This window comes from Bradyrhizobium sp. BWC-3-1 (genome assembly GCF_032917965.1).
GTDB lineage: Bacteria > Pseudomonadota > Alphaproteobacteria > Rhizobiales > Xanthobacteraceae > Bradyrhizobium > Bradyrhizobium canariense_D.
The window spans coordinates 6,981,519-6,998,070 of sequence record NZ_CP136625.1 but is presented as its reverse complement, the minus strand read 5'-3'; the positions used below and the strand labels follow the sequence as shown (position 1 = coordinate 6,998,070).

Annotated in this window: 12 protein-coding genes and 1 pseudogene; 7 read left to right on the top strand and 6 right to left on the bottom strand. The window is 64.9% G+C overall.

All coding sequences use genetic code 11. The features are described 5' to 3' along the window. Window positions 1-95: 95 nt before the first annotated feature. The 4 genes from RX329_RS33745 to RX329_RS33730 form a co-directional block, all read right to left on the bottom strand. Window positions 96-1,022 carry a helix-turn-helix domain-containing GNAT family N-acetyltransferase gene (locus RX329_RS33745; RefSeq protein WP_085352622.1) on the bottom strand — a complete coding sequence of 309 codons (927 nt, stop codon included), beginning with the start codon at window positions 1,020-1,022 and terminating at the stop codon, window positions 96-98. A 63-nt stretch (window positions 1,023-1,085) separates the two neighbouring features. Further along, on the bottom strand, window positions 1,086-1,661 hold the full coding sequence (locus tag RX329_RS33740) for a glycosyl transferase (RefSeq protein WP_204513849.1): 576 nt from the start codon (window positions 1,659-1,661) through the stop codon (window positions 1,086-1,088). 338 nt (window positions 1,662-1,999) lie between these two features. Further along, window positions 2,000-3,184 (bottom strand): acetate/propionate family kinase, encoded by a 1,185-nt coding sequence (locus RX329_RS33735; RefSeq protein ID WP_018454914.1) that lies wholly within the window; start codon window positions 3,182-3,184, stop codon window positions 2,000-2,002. Window positions 3,185-3,192: 8 nt separating this feature from the next. Next, window positions 3,193-5,607: a phosphoketolase family protein gene (locus RX329_RS33730; protein WP_317246457.1), complete on the bottom strand. Its 2,415-nt coding sequence runs from the start codon at window positions 5,605-5,607 to the stop codon at window positions 3,193-3,195. A 211-nt stretch (window positions 5,608-5,818) separates the two neighbouring features. Here RX329_RS33730 and RX329_RS33725 point away from each other — a divergent pair, with 211 nt between their 5' ends. The 4 genes and pseudogenes from RX329_RS33725 (at window position 5,819) to RX329_RS33710 (ending at window position 9,869) form a co-directional block, all read left to right on the top strand. Next, window positions 5,819-6,982: a PA0069 family radical SAM protein gene (locus tag RX329_RS33725; RefSeq protein WP_018454912.1), complete on the top strand. Its 1,164-nt coding sequence runs from the start codon at window positions 5,819-5,821 to the stop codon at window positions 6,980-6,982. Window positions 6,983-7,006: 24 nt separating this feature from the next. Further along, window positions 7,007-7,462, top strand: a complete 456-nt coding sequence (locus RX329_RS33720; RefSeq protein ID WP_317244900.1) for a VOC family protein — start codon at window positions 7,007-7,009, stop codon at window positions 7,460-7,462. 77 nt (window positions 7,463-7,539) lie between these two features. Continuing rightward, window positions 7,540-8,262: pseudogene (locus RX329_RS33715) on the top strand (ribonuclease HII). 98 nt (window positions 8,263-8,360) lie between these two features. Continuing rightward, window positions 8,361-9,869 carry a glycosyltransferase family 39 protein gene (locus RX329_RS33710; protein WP_247391673.1) on the top strand — a complete coding sequence of 503 codons (1,509 nt, stop codon included), beginning with the start codon at window positions 8,361-8,363 and terminating at the stop codon, window positions 9,867-9,869. Between the two features lie 124 nt (window positions 9,870-9,993). On the opposite strand, the gene RX329_RS33705 is transcribed toward RX329_RS33710, so the two are convergent. After that, entirely contained in the window at window positions 9,994-10,803 is an 810-nt protein-coding gene (locus tag RX329_RS33705) for a uracil-DNA glycosylase family protein (RefSeq protein WP_247372693.1), read from the bottom strand. Window positions 10,804-10,938: 135 nt separating this feature from the next. Here RX329_RS33705 and RX329_RS33700 point away from each other — a divergent pair, with 135 nt between their 5' ends. From RX329_RS33700 to RX329_RS33690, 3 genes are all read left to right on the top strand, one after another. Further along, window positions 10,939-12,600 (top strand): electron transfer flavoprotein-ubiquinone oxidoreductase, encoded by a 1,662-nt coding sequence (locus RX329_RS33700; RefSeq protein WP_317244899.1) that lies wholly within the window; start codon window positions 10,939-10,941, stop codon window positions 12,598-12,600. 329 nt (window positions 12,601-12,929) lie between these two features. Then, window positions 12,930-14,732, top strand: coding sequence for a tetratricopeptide repeat protein (locus tag RX329_RS33695; protein ID WP_026232840.1), 1,803 nt, complete (start codon window positions 12,930-12,932; stop codon window positions 14,730-14,732). 28 nt (window positions 14,733-14,760) lie between these two features. Then, complete coding sequence (locus RX329_RS33690) at window positions 14,761-15,645, top strand: 4-(cytidine 5'-diphospho)-2-C-methyl-D-erythritol kinase (protein WP_018454905.1); 885 nt, start codon at window positions 14,761-14,763, stop codon at window positions 15,643-15,645. Window positions 15,646-15,672: 27 nt separating this feature from the next. On the opposite strand, the gene RX329_RS33685 is transcribed toward RX329_RS33690, so the two are convergent. Beyond that, window positions 15,673-16,548, bottom strand: coding sequence for an alpha/beta hydrolase (locus RX329_RS33685; RefSeq protein ID WP_317244898.1), 876 nt, complete (start codon window positions 16,546-16,548; stop codon window positions 15,673-15,675). Window positions 16,549-16,552 lie beyond the last annotated feature (4 nt).

Below are 16,552 nucleotides of genomic sequence, written 5' to 3'. Positions count from 1 at the left end.
CCCTCGCCCTAGTGAGTGTGCGTCTGGCAGCATCGCTGCCCTCTCCCACAAGGGGCGAGGGCGCATACATGCGCCTCTCGCTCGTTGCGAGAGTTCTACAGATCCCGCTCCCACGTTTCCCCAATCAGATCCTGCCCGAAGCTGTGATGCGGCTCGCTCTTCACGAGCTTGAAGCCTGCGCTTTGATAGATGCCACGCGCGGCGACCAGGATGCTTTGCGTCCACAGCGTCATCTTGCTGTAGCCCCTCTCGCGCGCACCCTGGATGCATTGGTCGACCAGCGCGCGGCCGACACCGAGTCCCCGCGCTTTCTTTTCCACCTGCAACAGGCGCAGCTTGGCGATCTGGTCCGTGGCCTTGACCAGAAAGATAGAGCCGACCGGCTCTCCGCCCACTTCCGCAATCCAGCAGTGCTCGCGGGCGGCGTCATAGTTCTTGATGAACTGAGCGCAGATCTCGGCGACCAGGGCCTCGTAGCTGATATCCCAGTTGTAGTCGGCCGCATAGGCGGCGGCCTGCCGGGAGATGACCCAGCCCATGTCGCCGACGCGATGGCTGCGCAGCATGAAAGCCGCGGGGTGGCTTCGATGCTCCAGCACGGCCTCGATGGTCGCCATAGCCTGCGTGAGCCGCGTTGCATCGCTGGTCGAAAGCTGAGCCAGCATTGCGGCGACCTCATTTTGCGAGCCCAGGTTCAGCTTGGCAAAGGCCTGGCGCCCCTTGGCGGTGAGGCTGAGCTGGTATTGCCTGCGATCCGCGGGCAGGGCCCTGCGGGTGATCAGGCCCTTTTCGTCGAAGCTTTGCACGATCCGGCTGAGATAGCCGGGGTCGAGGCCAAGCTCGTTGCCGATCTCCTTGGCGGCAAGGTCGTCCCGTTGCGCGAGCTCGTAGAGCACGCGGGCCTCGCTGAGCGAGAACGGGCTCTTGCCAAGGTGCTGGTCGAGCACGCCAAGCTTGCGGGTGTAGAAGCGGTTGAAGGCGCGGACCGCTGCGATGTGGTCGTCGGTAGGATTGAACGACATGGGTCACCTCCGATATTTGCCATTGTCAAATAATTATTTGACCTTGGCAAGTATCGAGGTGCCTCAGCCGACCATGACGATCCGGCTGCGCAGCATGATCCGCGACGAGCGGCCGAGCCGCCGGAGCAGCCGTGCCTCGGAGTGGCGGGCTTGGGGCGGGTAGCCGCCAATGCGGTCGTAGTGATCACGCGCGATCAAAAGTCCCTGATCGCCGAAGGGACCGACGAGCTTGCGCATCAGGGCCCGGAGGATGTGGCGGAAGCCGGCATCGGCGTAGGGCGAGCGCGCATAGCGGAAGACGGCCGCACGATCCCGGCCGCTGGTCGAGACGGACTGGATGAACTGGGTGGTTTCCTCGATCCAGCCGGTTTCCAGCACGGCGCCCGCGGGCAGGAACATCAGCCAGGACGAACGGGCCTGGAGTGCGCCGGCGGCGAGCGCGGCGCCTTGAGTGGATCCTTCGAAGCCGATGAAACGGCAGCCCGCGACGTCGGCAACGCGCTCGATGACGCCATTGCGGGTGCCGTCGACCAGGAGCACTTCCCGGATGACGCCTGCGGCGGCACCGGGTACCAGCGCGGCCAGAGTTGCGACGGCCGTCTGCTCGACGCCTTCGGTCGGAATGATGACGCTCAGCATGATGGAAGCTTCACTGTCCACACTTCGGGAGAAGCGTAGCTCATTATGAGGGCGTCATAAAACATGGCGCTGCCGAGTGCAACTTTCCGGCCGCGCCTCGGCAGACGATGGTAAACCGCTGCAGCCCTCGCATCCAAATATATCCCGTACGGGGCGGCGATATTGCCGAATGTGTCGCCCCAGCCTGTCCTGTCCGTATTAATCCGGAGGTGAGCCGCAATATTGCGCGGCGCGCCGGCCGTTCGCAATCATGCAAGAGGAGGATGCGATAGCGGACGAGCGCGAGGACGGGAAAACGTGCAACCACGCTGCTGACGAGGGCTTCGAATGAACGCCGGTCAACTCGCTGTTCGCAGCACCGCCGCACAATGTCGTGCGATCATCAGTTCCTCATTCGTTGGAATGACGAAGACATCGACTGCGCTATCGCCATCGTTGATGCGCTCGCGCGCCGCATCATTCGCAGCGGCATCGATGCGCACGCCGAGCCAGTCGAGACGCTCACCGATCGCGCTGCGGATTTCGCTGGCATGCTCGCCGATGCCGCCGGTGAAGACCAGGCAGTCTAGCCCTGCAAGCGTTGTCGCCATCGCCGCCACCTCCTGCGCGGCGCGGAAGGTGAAGAGCTCGACCGCCTCCCGCGCCGCAGCTTCGCGGCTCGCAAGCAGCATGCGCATATCCGACGCGATGCCGGAGACGCCGAGCAGGCCCGATTCGTGGTAGAGTAGGTGCTGGACATCTTCGACCGACATCTTCTCGTGCTGTTGCAGATAGAGCAGCACGCCCGGGTCGAGCCTGCCGCAGCGCGTGCCCATCACCAGCCCGTCGAGCGGCGTCAGTCCCATCGTGGTGTCGATGCTGCGGCCGTCGCGCAAGCCGCACAGGCTCGCGCCGTTGCCGAGATGCGCGATCACAGTGCGCTTCGCCACGAGCTGCGGCGCGATTCGGGCGAGCCGTCCCGCGACATATTCGAACGAGAGGCCATGAAATCCGTAGCGCCGGATGCCGCGCTCTTCATAACGTCGCGGAATGGCGAAGCGGCTGGCGGGCGGCGCAATGCCGTGGTGGAAAGCGGTATCGAAGCAGGCGATCTGCGTCAGGTCGGGCCTGATCGCCGTGATAGTGCGGACCGGAGCCAGGCAGCGCGGCTGGTGCAGGGGCGCCAGCGGCGTCAGCGCTTGCAGCTTTGCGGTGACATCCTCCGTCAGCTCGACCGGAGCGGAATAGTCCGGACCGCCATGGACGACGCGATGGCCGACGGCGCGCAAGCGATGGTCGCCGAAACGATCCTCGATGAAGCCGAGCACGTCGGCGAACAGATGATCGCTGGCCGCATCCGATGCTTCCCTCCGTTTCTCGAACAGGTCTTCGCCCGCGGGACTCTTCACGACGAGCCGCGGCTTCGTCTCGTGCTCGTCAAGCAGGCCCTTGCAGAGCAGGGCGGGCTCGGCCGCCGAGATATCGAACAGGCCGAATTTGATGCTCGACGATCCCGAGTTGAGAACGAGAACCGTGTTCGACATGGCTCTCCTCAGTCGCCTGCCTCTGCCGGCGTGTTGCCGCCGGCGCTGTTCTGCCAGACCCATTCCTGGATTTCCGGCATGTCCTCGCCGTGTTCGCGCACATAGCGCGAATGCTCGATCAGCTTGTCGCGGAATTGCTGCTTCACCTGCGCCGCCCTGGTCGCGAGCCCCGGCACGCGCTCGATCGCCTCGATCGCGAGGTGATAGCGGTCGAGCTCGTTGAGCACGACCATGTCGAACGGCGTCGTCGTGGTGCCTTCCTCGGCAAAGCCGCGGACGTGCATGCCGGCGTGGTTGGTGCGGTTATAGGTCAACCGGTGGATCAGATGAGGATAGCCGTGATAGGCGAAGATCACCGGCTTGTCGCGCGTGAACAGGCCGTCGAAGTCGCGGTCGGACAAGCCGTGCGGGTGCTGCTCCCTGGGTTGCAGCGTCATGAGGTCGACGACGTTGACGACGCGGATCTTCAGCTCGGGCAGCGCCTTGCGCAGCAGGTCGACGGCAGCGAGCGTTTCCAGTGTCGGCACGTCGCCGGCGCAGGCCATCACGACACCGGGCTCGCCATTCGCATCTTCCGTGCCGGCCCAGCTCCAGATGCCGATGCCGGCGGCGCAATGCGTGGCTGCCTCCTGCATCGACAGCCATTGCGGCGCCGGCTGCTTGCCGGCGACGATGACGTTGATGCGGTCATAGGTGCGCAGGCAGTGATCGGCGATCCACAGCAGCGTGTTGGCATCCGGCGGGAAGTAGATGCGGACGATGTCGGCCTTCTTGTTGGCGACGAGATCGACGAAACCGGGATCCTGATGGCTGAAGCCGTTGTGGTCCTGACGCCAGACATGCGAGGTGAGCAGATAGTTGAGCGAGGCGATCGGTCGCCGCCACGGCAGATGCCGGGTCACCTTCAGCCATTTGGCGTGCTGGTTGAACATGGAATCCACGATGTGGATGAACGCCTCGTAGCAGGAGAAGAAGCCGTGCCGGCCCGTGAGCAGGTAACCCTCTAACCAGCCCTGGCAGAGATGCTCGCTCAGGACTTCCATCACGCGTCCGTCCTGGGCGAGATGCACGTCGTAAGGTTTTGTCGGCTCCATCCAGACGCGTTCGGTGGCCTCGAACACCGCATCGAGCCGGTTCGACGCAGTCTCGTCCGGGCCCATGATGCGGAAGTTGCGGGCCTCGGTGTTGAGGCGGATGACGTCGCGCAGGAATTTCCCGAGCTCGCGGGTTGCCTCCGCCACGACGCCGCCCGGCTGCGCTACTTCGACGGCGAAACTGCGGAAGTCCGGCAGCTTCAGCTCCTTCTTCAGAAGGCCGCCATTGGCGTGCGGATTGGCGCCCATGCGGCGATTGCCTTCGGGCGCGAGCGCCTGGAGCTCAGCAATGAGCGCGCCGTTCGCGTCGAACAGCTTTTCCGGCTCGTAGCTGCGCATCCAGTCTTCGAGAATCTTCAGATGCGCCGGGTTCTCGCGACAGTTCGCGACGGGCACCTGATGCGCCCGCCAAAAGCCCTCCACCTTCTTGCCGTCGACTTCCTTGGGGCCGGTCCAGCCCTTCGGGCTGCGCAGCACGATCATCGGCCAGCGCGGACGTTCGACGCTCTTGCGGCCGTCGCGGGCGTGCTGCTGGATCGACCGGATGCTGACGAGCGCGACGTCGAGCGCGTCTGCCATGGCCCGGTGCATCAATTTGGGATCGTCGCCCTCGACGAACAGCGGCTCGTGGCCGAGCCCGCGGAAGAGATCGCGGATCTCGTCGTCGCGCATCCGGCCGAGCACGGTCGGATTGGCAATCTTGTAACCGTTGAGATGCAGGATCGGCAGCACCGCGCCGTCATGCGCAGGATTGAGGAATTTGTTGGAGTGCCAGGACGCGGCGAGCGGGCCGGTCTCGGCCTCGCCGTCACCGACGACACAGGCGACGATCAGGTCGGGATTGTCGAAGGCCGCGCCATAGGCATGCACCAGCGCGTAACCGAGCTCACCGCCTTCGTGGATCGAGCCCGGCGTTTCCGGCGCCGCGTGACTCGGGATGCCGCCGGGGAAGGAGAATTGCCTGAACAGCTTGCGCAACCCCTCGGTATCGCGCGCGATATCGGGATAGAGCTCGCTGTAGCTGCCTTCGAGATAGGTGTTGGCGACCATGCCGGGGCCGCCGTGCCCGGGACCGCAGACATAGATCACGTTCAGGTCCAGCGCGCGGATGACGCGGTTGAGATGGGCATAAATGAAGTTCAAACCGGGCGTCGTGCCCCAATGGCCGAGCAAACGCGGCTTGATGTGCTCGGGCCGTAAGGGCTCGCGCAGCAGCGGATTGTCGAGGAGATAGATTTGCCCAACGGAGAGATAGTTCGCGGCGCGCCAATAGCGGTCGAGCAGATCGAGGTTGCTGCTCGCTGCGGCCAATTGTTGTTGATTTGTCATGTTCTTGCCGACCTTCACCCAACGATCGTCATCAACCATGTTCCGCGACGATCGATCCCTCCCGTGATCAAACGGAATCGTGGTCACGCTGGTGTTGCGTGAAGTCAAAAACCCCCGCCCGAAATTTGGGCAGCTCGACTGTGCATGGGGTTGTTTTCACGTTTTTTATTTGTGTTCTTGATTTGTTCCTTTGACATGCTATCTTGGCTTCATGAGTCCAGCATCCTCTCATGCTCTCAAGCACCCGCCGGTCACGGCGCCCTCCGAGCCGGCGGGTGCGCCTTCTGACTTCCCTGAGCTGGCGGTCGCCATCGACCGCCAGCGCAGGCGAGGCCGGGGCGCGCAGTCCAACGCCAGCGGCCGGTTTGAGGCCGAGGCGCGCGTCGCATTCGACGATGGCTGGCAGAGCCTTGAAGAACTGCCCCCGTTCAAGACCACGGTCGGGATCGACACCTCGCGCAAGGTGATCACCCGCAACGAATCTCCCGATATCGGCTTCGATCGCTCGATCAATCCCTACCGCGGTTGCGAGCACGGCTGCGTCTATTGCTTCGCGCGGCCGACGCATGCCTATCTTGGCCTGTCGCCGGGGCTCGACTTCGAGTCGAAGCTGTTCGTGAAGCCCGAGGCGCCGGCGTTGCTCGAGAAGGAGCTTGCGGCGCCGGGCTACGAGCCGCGGATGATCGCGATCGGCACCAACACCGATCCCTATCAGCCGATCGAGCGCGAGCGCAAAATCATGCGCGGCATTCTGGAGGTGCTGGAGCGCGCCGGCCATCCCGTCGGGATCGTCACCAAGTCGGCGCTGGTCGTGCGCGACATCGACATTCTCGCGCGAATGGCCAAACGCAACCTCGCCAAGGTCGGGATCTCCGTGACCTCGCTCGATCCGAAACTAGCGCGCACCATGGAGCCGCGGGCGTCCACGCCGCCGAAGCGGCTGGAGGCACTGAAGCAGCTTTCCGAGGCTGGCATTCCGACCACCGTCATGGTCGCGCCCGTGATCCCCGCGCTGAACGATTCCGAGATCGAGCGCATCCTGGATGCCGCCGCCCATGCCGGCGTCAAGGAGGCCTCCTACGTGTTGCTGCGGTTGCCGCTCGAGGTGCGCGATCTCTTTCGGGAATGGCTGATGGCGAACTATCCGGACCGGTATCGCCACGTCTTCACGCTGATCCGCGACATGCGCGGCGGCCGTGACTACGATGCGAAATGGGGCGAGCGCATGAAGGGCACCGGCCCGATGGCCTGGACCATCGGCCGCCGCTTCGAGATCGCTTGCGACAGGCTCGGGCTGAACAAACGGCGCGCCAAGCTGACGACGGATCATTTTGCCAAGCCGAAGCGGAACGGCGATCAGCTCAGCCTGTTCTGAGGGACGAAGTGAGAGAGGCGTCGTATGAGTAAGGAACCGCCAGCTCCTATCCCGCGGCTGACCGTCATCACGCTGGGCGTGAACGACATCCGCGCCAGCATTGCCTTTTACGACGCGCTCGGTTTCTCGCGCCGGCTCAAGGTAACCGGCGAGACCGTTGCGTTCTATGACACCGGCGGTCCGGTGCTCGCGTTGTTTCCCTGGGATCAACTCGCGGTCGACGCCAAATTGCCTGATCATCCGAGGCCATCGACGTTCCGCGGCATGACGCTCGCCTGGAATTGCCGCGCGCGTGAGGAGGTGGATGCGGTGCTGGCCTTCGCCGTCGGCAAGGGAGCCGCGCTGCTGAAGGCAGCACATGAGACCGACTACCGCGGCTATTCCGGCTATTTCGCCGATCCTGACGGCCATCCCTGGGAAGTCGTGGTCGCGCCCGGCATCGACGTCGGCGAGGACCGGCGGGTGCATCTGGCGGAATAGGGCGGCTGGCTTGAATAACGGGAATTGTTCGAGGTTCCCGATTGCGCAGGCCATGCCGCTTGCGCACGATCCCGGCCATGATTCGGGATCAATCCGCCAAGAAGCCGGCCAAAGGCGCGCCCACAAAGGCTGCGCCTAAGAGCGAGAAGGCTGCGCCTGAGAACAAGAAAGCTGCGCCCAAAAAAATCGCCAAGGCGCTGGCCGGCACAAAGAGCGCCATCATCGTCGCCCCAAGCTTCCGCCGTGAGCGCGCGCTGATCAAGCGTGGCGTCTGGCCGGTAGCGGGCTGCGATGAGGCGGGCCGCGGGCCACTGTGGCCGTCGCCTCGCGCTCCCGCATCGACCGCGACAACATCCTGCGCGCCTCGCTGTGGGCGCTGAAGCGCGCCGTGGTGGCGCTGCCCCCAGCAGCCGCGGCACGTCTTCGTCGACGGCCGCGACCGGCTCGACACGGAATGCGATTGCGAAGCCGTGATCGGCGGCGACGGCATCGTCCTGTCGATCGCAGCGGCCTCGATCATCGCCAAGGTAACGCGGGACCGCCTGATGTGCGCGTTGGCGCAGGACTGTCCCGGCTACGGTTTCGAGCAGCATAAGGGCTACGCCGTGCCCGAGCACCTCGACGCGCTCAACCGCCTCGGTCCCACCGTCCACCACCGCAGCTTCTTCGCCCCCGTCGCCGCCGCACGCGCCAAGCACATGCCCTGGACGGTCGAGCCGGCGCAGGATCTGTTTGCGGTGACCGAGATCGAGTTGCAGGTGGACACGAGCCTGGAAGTCGACGCGTCGGCAAATCTCTAGACGAGACTCAGTTGCCACGACGCGTCACGCCCTTTATCAAAACAGTCGTGAGCGAATAGGGCCGGCTTCACGGGTTGGCTGCATCTTTCGGACGTTGCATGCGGTTTACCTCCCTGGTCATCGAGCTCATTCGCGCGCGGCCGCGGCTGATCGTCTGGATCGCCGTGCTGCTCCAGGCCGCGATGTGGCTGTTCGTGGCGCTCGTGTTTTATCGCAGCCCGCCCGGCAGTCTCGCGACCCTGCTGGCCTTCGGCCGCGAATACCAGGTCGGCACCGATCTCGGGCCGCCCTTGCCGGTCTGGCTCGCCGACATCGCCTATCGCGCTGCCGGCGGCCACCTGTTCGGTGTCTACGTGCTGGCCGAGCTCTGCGGGATCGCGACTTTGATCACGCTCTATCATCTGTCCCGCGCGGTGGTCGGTCCCCAGCAGGCAGTGCTGGCCGTGCTGCTGACCATGACGCTGCTGGCCTTCTCCTCGCCCACACTCGACTTCGGCCCTCTGGTGCTGGCGCGACCGCTCTGGGCGCTGCTGCTGCTGCATTCCTGGCAGATCATCGGACAGCGCCGCGGCAACGCCTGGTTTGCCTGGTCGATCGAGGCCGGCCTCTTGCTGCTGACGACGCCGGCTGCGATCTTCCTGCTGCTGCTGATCGTCGTCTTCGCGCTCGCAACCGCGGACGGCCGCCGCACGTTGCGTGCCTTCGACCCGCTGTTTGCGCTGGTGGTCGTCGCCGTGCTGGCATTGCCCTATGCCGTCTGGCTGATGCGCGCCGAGGCGCTCGTCCTGCCGGCCTTGCCTGCGGTCGCCCAGCTCAATGCCCGCGCGCTGCACGCGGCCTGGCTGCTCGGGGGGCTCCTGCTCGGTGCGGCGGCGATCCCGGCGCTGACCGTCCTCAACACCGGCCTGTTCGTGCCCAAGAGCGAGGAGGCGCCGATCATCTACCGCCCGCCGGTCGAGCCGCTCGCACGTAATTTCGTCTATTTCTTCGCGCTGGCGCCGGCGCTCGGCGCGGTGCTGATCTCCGGCCTGCTGGGCCTCGACGCCGTCGTCGGCGGCGCCGGCGTCGTGCTGGTGTCGTCGGGGCTTGCCGTGGTCGTGGGGGCCGGCGATCTCATCGCGATGCGCCGCGCGAGGATGCTGCGGATGGTCTGGGCGGCTGCCGTCGTGGCGCCCGCAATCGGCGTCGTGCTCGCCGTCCTGCTGCTGCCGTGGACCGGTGCCAACGAGATCGCGACCTCGATGCCGGCCCGCGCGATTTCGGACTTCTTCGACGAGAGCTTTGCCCGCCGCACCAATCATCGCCTGCGCGCGGTCGCCGGCGAGACCCAGCTTGCGAGCTTGATCACGCTGCATTCCGGCCGGCCGCATCTCTTCATCGATGCCGAGCCCGCGCGTACACCCTGGATCAATCAGGCCAAATTCAGCGAGACCGGCGGCGTCGTGGTCTGGCGCGCTTCCGATACCGCCGGCACGCCGCCGCCGGACATCCTCGCGCGCTTTCCCGGCATCGTGCCGGAAGTCCCGCGCGCCTTCGAATGGCTGGTGACCGGACGCCAGCAACTCCTGCGCATCGGCTGGGCCATCGTGCGGCCGAAGGGGACTTAGTTGCTCGCTCTTTCGGTCGTCATTGCGAGGAGCCCTTGCGACGAAGCAATCCACAGCCCCTCCGCGGAAAGATTCTGGATTGCTTCGCTGCGCTCGCAATGACGGCGAAAGGCTGTACGGCCCCTCACGCCTCCGCCAGCACCTTCGCGATCGCGCGCAGATCCTGCCAGGCCAGCCGCTTGTACGACGGCGAGCGCAACAGATAGGCGGGATGGAAGGTCGGCAGCGCGCGAATGGTGCGCCCGCCCGTCTCGTAGTCGAACCAGCGGCCGCGGGTACGCATGATGCCTTCGCGGGTCGACAGCAGCGTCTGCGTCGAGGGATTGCCGAGTGTCACCAGCACATCCGGATTCACCAGCTCGATCTGGCGCTGGATGAACGGCAGGCAGATTTGCGTCTCCTGCGGCGTCGGCGTGCGGTTGCCGGGCGGCCGCCAGGGAATCACGTTGGCGATGTAGGCCGTGGTGCGGTTGAGGCCTATGGCTCCTATCATCAAATCGAGCAGCTTGCCGCTGCGCCCGACGAAGGGCAGCCCCTCGATGTCCTCGTCGCGGCCCGGTGCCTCGCCGACGAACATGATGCGTGCCTGCGGATTGCCGTCGGCGAAAACCAAACGTGTCGCCGTGTGCTTCAGCGCGCAGCCGTCAAAGCTCTGCATCAGCTCGCGCAGCGCCTCCAAGCTTGGCGCGGTGCGTGCGGCCTCGCGCGCCGAGGCGATCGCGATGTCGGGCGCAGGTGCCGCCTCGCCGCGCATCACCGCGGGCGCGGCGACCGGCCGTGGGGCCTCGACTGGAGGTGGCGCGCGCGGGGCCGGAGGTGGAACATCCAATTCCGCCAGGCGGTCGATCGGTTCCTCCGCGAGCGTGCAATCGACTCCGGCCTCCAGATAGAAGGCGAGAAGCTCTCGGACCGTGGGTGCGGGTTCTGGGATCATCGGAAAGTCTGACTATTAGTCCAGTTTGGGGCGCCTTGCACCCCGGCGAAACGCATTTCCGAGGTTGTCCTACCCGGAAAAATCGGAAACAAGAGGGCGCAATCGACCAAGGACCGTCTCAAGGGCTGAGATCAGATGAGCACCGAAGAACTTCCCCCGCGCGAATCCATGGAATTCGACGTCGTCATCGTCGGCGCCGGCCCCTCGGGCCTGGCTGCGGCGATCCGGCTGAAGCAGATCAATGCCGATCTCAATGTCGTCGTGGTGGAGAAGGGCTCCGAGGTCGGTGCGCATATTCTCTCCGGCGCCGTGATCGATCCGGCCGGGCTCGACAAGCTGATCCCGGACTGGCGCGAGGATTCCGATTGTCCGCTCAAGACGCAGGTCAAGGACGACCGCTTCTTCTGGTTCACCGAGACCAGCGCGATCAAGCTGCCGAACTTCATCATGCCGCCGCTGATGGACAATCATCACTGCTATATCGGCTCGCTCGGCAATGTCTGCCGCTGGCTGGCGCGCAAAGCGGAAGCGCTAGGCGTCGAGATCTATCCCGGTTTTGCCGCGGCCGAAGTGCTCTATGACGACAATGGCGCGGTGCGCGGCATCGCCACCGGCGACATGGGGATCGGCCGGGACGGCAAGCCGAAGGACTCCTTTACCCGTGGCATGGAATTGCTCGGCAAGTACACGCTGTTCGCCGAAGGTGTGCGCGGCAGCCTGACCAAGCAGTTGATCTCGAAATACGCGCTCGACACCAAAAGTGAGCCGCCGAAATTTGGCATCGGGCTCAAGGAAGTCTGGCAGATCGATCCGGCCAAGCATCAGAAGGGCCTCGTGCAGCACGCGGTTGGCTGGCCCTTGAACAACAACACCGGCGGCGGCCTGTTCTTCTACCATTATGACGAGAACCTGGTGTCGATCGGTTTCGTCGTTCATCTCAACTACAACGACCCCTATTTGTCGCCATTCGACGAATTCCAGCGCGTCAAGAACCATCCGGCCGTCCGCGCGACGCTTGAAGGCGGCAAGCGGCTGGCTTACGGCGCGCGCGCCATCACCGAAGGCGGGTACCAGTCGGTGCCGCGGCTGAGCTTCCCGGGCGGTGCGCTAATCGGCTGCGCGGCCGGCTTCGTCAACGTGCCCCGGATCAAGGGCGTGCACAATGCCATGGGCACCGGCATGCTCGCGGCCGAACATGTTAACGTGGCTCTCGCTGCGGGCCGCGCCAATGATGAGCTGGTCGAATACGAGAACGGTTGGCGCGATTCCGTCGTCGGTAAGGACCTCTATCCTGTCCGCAACGCCAAGCCCTTGTTGTCGAAGTTCGGCACCTTCATTGGCGCCGGGCTCGGCATCTTCGACATGTGGTGCAACACGCTGTTCGGCGGCTCGCTGTTTGGCACCCAGTCGCACGCGAAGCCCGATCGCGCGACGCTCGACCCGGCCAAGACCCACGCGCCGAGAACCTACCCGAAGCCGGACGGTAAGATTTCCTTCGACAAGCTCTCGTCGGTGTTCCTGTCCAATACCAATCATGAGGAGGACCAGCCGGTCCATCTCAAGGTAACAGACATGAACCTCCAGAAGACCTCCGAGCACGACGTGTTCGCCGGTCCCTCGAATCGCTATTGCCCGGCCGGCGTCTATGAGTGGATCGAGGAAGGTTCGGGCCCGCGCTTCCAGATCAACGCCCAGAACTGCGTTCACTGCAAAACCTGCGACGTGAAGGATCCCAACGGCAACATCACCTGGGTTCCCCCGGAGGGCGGCGGCGGTCCGAACTACGAGGCGATGTAGGCGGGGTCAGCAAGCCACAATCCATGTGACAAGGCCAATGTGACCAGAGTTGCGTGATCTTCGCCCTGTGACGCACGTTCGCGTGAGAACCCGGCCGCGGTCCCCGTGGTCACGATAAGGCCATACTGGCGGCGTCTTGGGGCGCTCTTGACGGGTCACTTGGCCGATTTGTGCCGTGCGGAGGGGATCGCCCGGTCCGAATCCTTGCGGTGAAGCGCCAAAAGCGGCATTGTCGGCCTGACGGTTCCGGGTCCCCATGCCACCGGCCGCGTTCGCTTGCGATACGGCCTTCTGCAAACCCAGGCACTACCAACTCAAGGCGAGCCCCGATGCTTTCAAATCGTTTCAACCGTTGGACTGTTGCCGCCATTGCCCTCATGGGCTCAGCGATGGCGACGGTCCCCGGCGCGGTCCGGGCGCAGACGCCGGACCATCCGTCCGACACGGCGGCGCAGTTTCCGACCCGAAACGATCTGAAGGCGCTGACCACCTCCGGCAGCTATCTCGCCGCCCGCCACGCCAGCGTCGAGCGCGACGCGGCCTCCGCCGCTGCATTCTATCGCTCGGCCCTGCGCACCGACCCCAAGAACAACGAGCTGCTCGACCGCGCCTTCATCTCCTCGGTCGCCGACGGTGACATCGACGAGGCTGTCAAGCTCGCTGAGCGCATCCTGACCATCGACAAGACCAACCGCGTTGCACGGCTCGTCGTTGGCGTGCACGATCTCAAGTTCAAGAAGTACGCGACCGCGCAGACCAACATCAACCAGTCGATCCGCGGTCCGATCACCGATCTCGTCGCCACGCTGCTGTCGGGCTGGGCCGCCTATGGTGCGGGGGATGCCAAGGGCGGCGTCGCCACCATCGACAAGCTGGCCGGTCCTGAATGGTATCCGCTGTTCAAGGATCTCCATGCCGGCATGATCCTCGAACTCGCCGGCAAGGAGAAAGACGCTGGCACCCGGTTCGAGCGTGCCTACAAGCTCGACGATTCCATGTTGCGTGTCACCGAGGCCTATGCGCGCTGGCTATCTCGCAACAAGGACTCGGCCGCCGCGACCACGGTCTACCAGGCTTTCGACAAGAAGCTCGCCCGCCATCCGCTGATCGTGGAAGGGTTGCGCGACACCAAGGCCGGCAAGAAGATGCCGCCGCTGGTCGATAGCGCGCAAGCCGGCGCCGCAGAAGCACTCTACGGCATCGGCGCCACACTGACCCGCCGCGGCGGCGAGGATCTGGCGCTGGTCTACCTCCAGCTCTCGCTCTACCTGCAGCCCACCCATCCCCTGGCGCTGCTCTCGCTCGCCGATCTCTATGAATCGGTGAAGCGGCCGCAGATGGCGATCAAGGTCTACGAGCGGGTGCCGTCGTCCTCTCCACTCAAGCGCAACGCCCAAATCCAGCTCGCCATCGATCTGGATTCCGCCGACCGCACCGACGAGGCGATCAAGATCCTCAAGGGCGTCACCACTGAGGATCCCAAGGATCTCGAAGCCATCATGGCGCTCGGCAACATCGAGCGCGGCCGCAAGAAGTTCGGCGAATGCGGCGCGACCTATTCGCAAGGCGTCGACGTGCTGCCGGCCGGCAACGATAAGGCCAACAGCGTCTGGTATTATTATCGCGGCATCTGCGAGGAGCGCTCCAAGCAGTGGGGCAAGGCCGAAGCCGACATGAAGAAGGCGCTCGAGCTGCAACCCGACCAGCCGCACGTCCTCAACTATCTCGGCTATTCCTGGATCGACCAGGGCATCAATCTCGACGAAGGCATGAAGATGATCAAGCGGGCAGTCGAGCAGCGCCCGGATGACGGCTACATCGTCGACTCCCTTGGCTGGGCCTATTACCGCATCGGCAATTACGAGGACGCGGTGAAGAACCTCGAGCGCGCCATTGATCTCAAGCCCGAGGATCCCACTATCAACGATCACCTTGGCGACGCCTATTGGCGCGTCGGCCGCACGCTGGAAGCCAAGTTCCAGTGGGCCCACGCCCGCGATCTCAAGCCCGAAGCGGATGAGCTTCCGAAGATCGAGGCCAAGATTGCAAACGGTATGACCGACGACAATTCGAACTCCTCGGCTGCGCAGGCGGAGAAGGAGAAGAAGAAGGACGACGGCAAGGGCGGCTGAGTGAGTTGAAGTTGGGGGCGTGTCGTCAATGCCGGCGTTGATTGAAGAAGGGCGCGCGAAGGTCAATCTGAGCCTTCGCGTGGTCGGCCGTCGTGCCGACGGCTATCATGATCTCGAAAGCGTGGTCGCCTTTGCCGACTGCGCCGACCGGCTCACGCTGGAGCCCGGCGGCGAGCTGAAGCTCACCACGACGGGGCCGCTCGCCGCGGCCTGCGGCAATATGGCCGACAACCTCGTGTTCAAGGCGGCCAAGCTCCTGGCCGAAGCCGTCCCGAACCTGAAGCTGGGCGCCTTCGCGCTCGACAAGGTGCTCCCGGTCGCCGCCGGCATCGGCGGCGGCTCGGCCGACGCCGCGGCGGCGCTGCGGTTGCTGGCGCGCCTCAACGATCTGTCGCTCGACGACGCCCGCCTCCAGAAGGTTGCGCTTGCGACCGGCGCCGACGTGCCGGTGTGTCTGTTCTCGCGCGCCTGCGACATGACCGGTGTCGGCGAGCAGCTGCTGCCCTTGATGCTGCCGAGCATGCCCTGCGTGATGGTCAATCCACGCGTGCCGGTCGCGACAAAGGACGTGTTCCAGGAGCTGGGCCTGCGCAACGGCGAACTCCTGGTCGGCGCCACGTCCGTCTTCGACGGCCCGGCCTGGCCAGGCGAGGGCGCCTCCATCGCCGACTGGATCGATACTCTCGAGACCGTCGCCAATGATCTCGAAGCGCCTGCGATGCGCATCAAGCCGGTGATTGGCGACGTGCTGGAAGCCTTGCGTGGCTCCGCCGGCGTCAAGCTCGCCCGCATGTCCGGCTCGGGGGCGACGTGCTTTGCGATCTATGGCGCATCTGCCGAGGCGCATGCCGCCGCCGAGAATATCCGCAGGGATCATTCCGGCTGGTGGGTGCACTCGGGAACGCTGAGCTAGATCTGCAATGACGCGGATGTTGCGGAGCTAGCCCGCAGCGTCCTCGCCAAGCCCGAGAAACCGCCGGATCTCACCCAACACCTCCTGCGGCTTGTCATGCTGCAGCCAGTGTCCGGCCCCTGCAATGGTCTCGACGCGCGCCTGCGGAAAGTAGCGCTCCAGCCCCGCGGCCCTCGCGCCAGCCAGAAAGCTTTCGCCGGCATTCAAGAGCAGCGTCGGACAGGTGATGCGCGACCACAGCGCGATGTGATCGTCCGGCCAGAGCCGGTGCGGCGCAGAGGCGCGCTGGTAGGGATCGAACTTCCAGCTATAGGTGCCGTCCTCGTTCTGCCGCGCGCCGTGGGTGGCGAGATGCAGCGCGAGCTCGCGAGACAGCCGCTTGTTGTGAAGGACCATCTGCGCCGCCGCGTCTTCGAGGGTCGAATAGCGGCGCGGTGCGCGGTCGTGCAACTTGTCGAGCTGACCGACCCAATTGCCGATCCGCTCATGCACCGGCGGTTTTGGTGTATCCGGCAACATCGTCACGCCGTCGAGCACGACCAGCTTCGAGACCTGTTCGGGGAATGCCCCTGTAAAGATCAGGCTGACCATGCCGCCCATAGAATGGCCGATGAGAGTGACTTGAGGCGCCGCGATGGCACGGACGAGCTGGGCCAGATCGTACACATACTCCGTCAGCGCGTAGCTGCCGCCCCTGGTCCAGTCGGAATCGCCGTGACCGCGCAGGTCCGGTGCGAGCACGTGAAAATGCGGCTGCAGCGACCGGGCGATGACGTCCCAGCTCCGGCAGTGATCGCGGCCGCCGTGAACCAGGATGGCGACCGGCGCGCCGTCGTTGCCCCAGTCGGCATAGTGCAGCCGCAGGCCGTGAGACTCGTAAATGCGGCTTTGCGGGGCGGGCATGGTG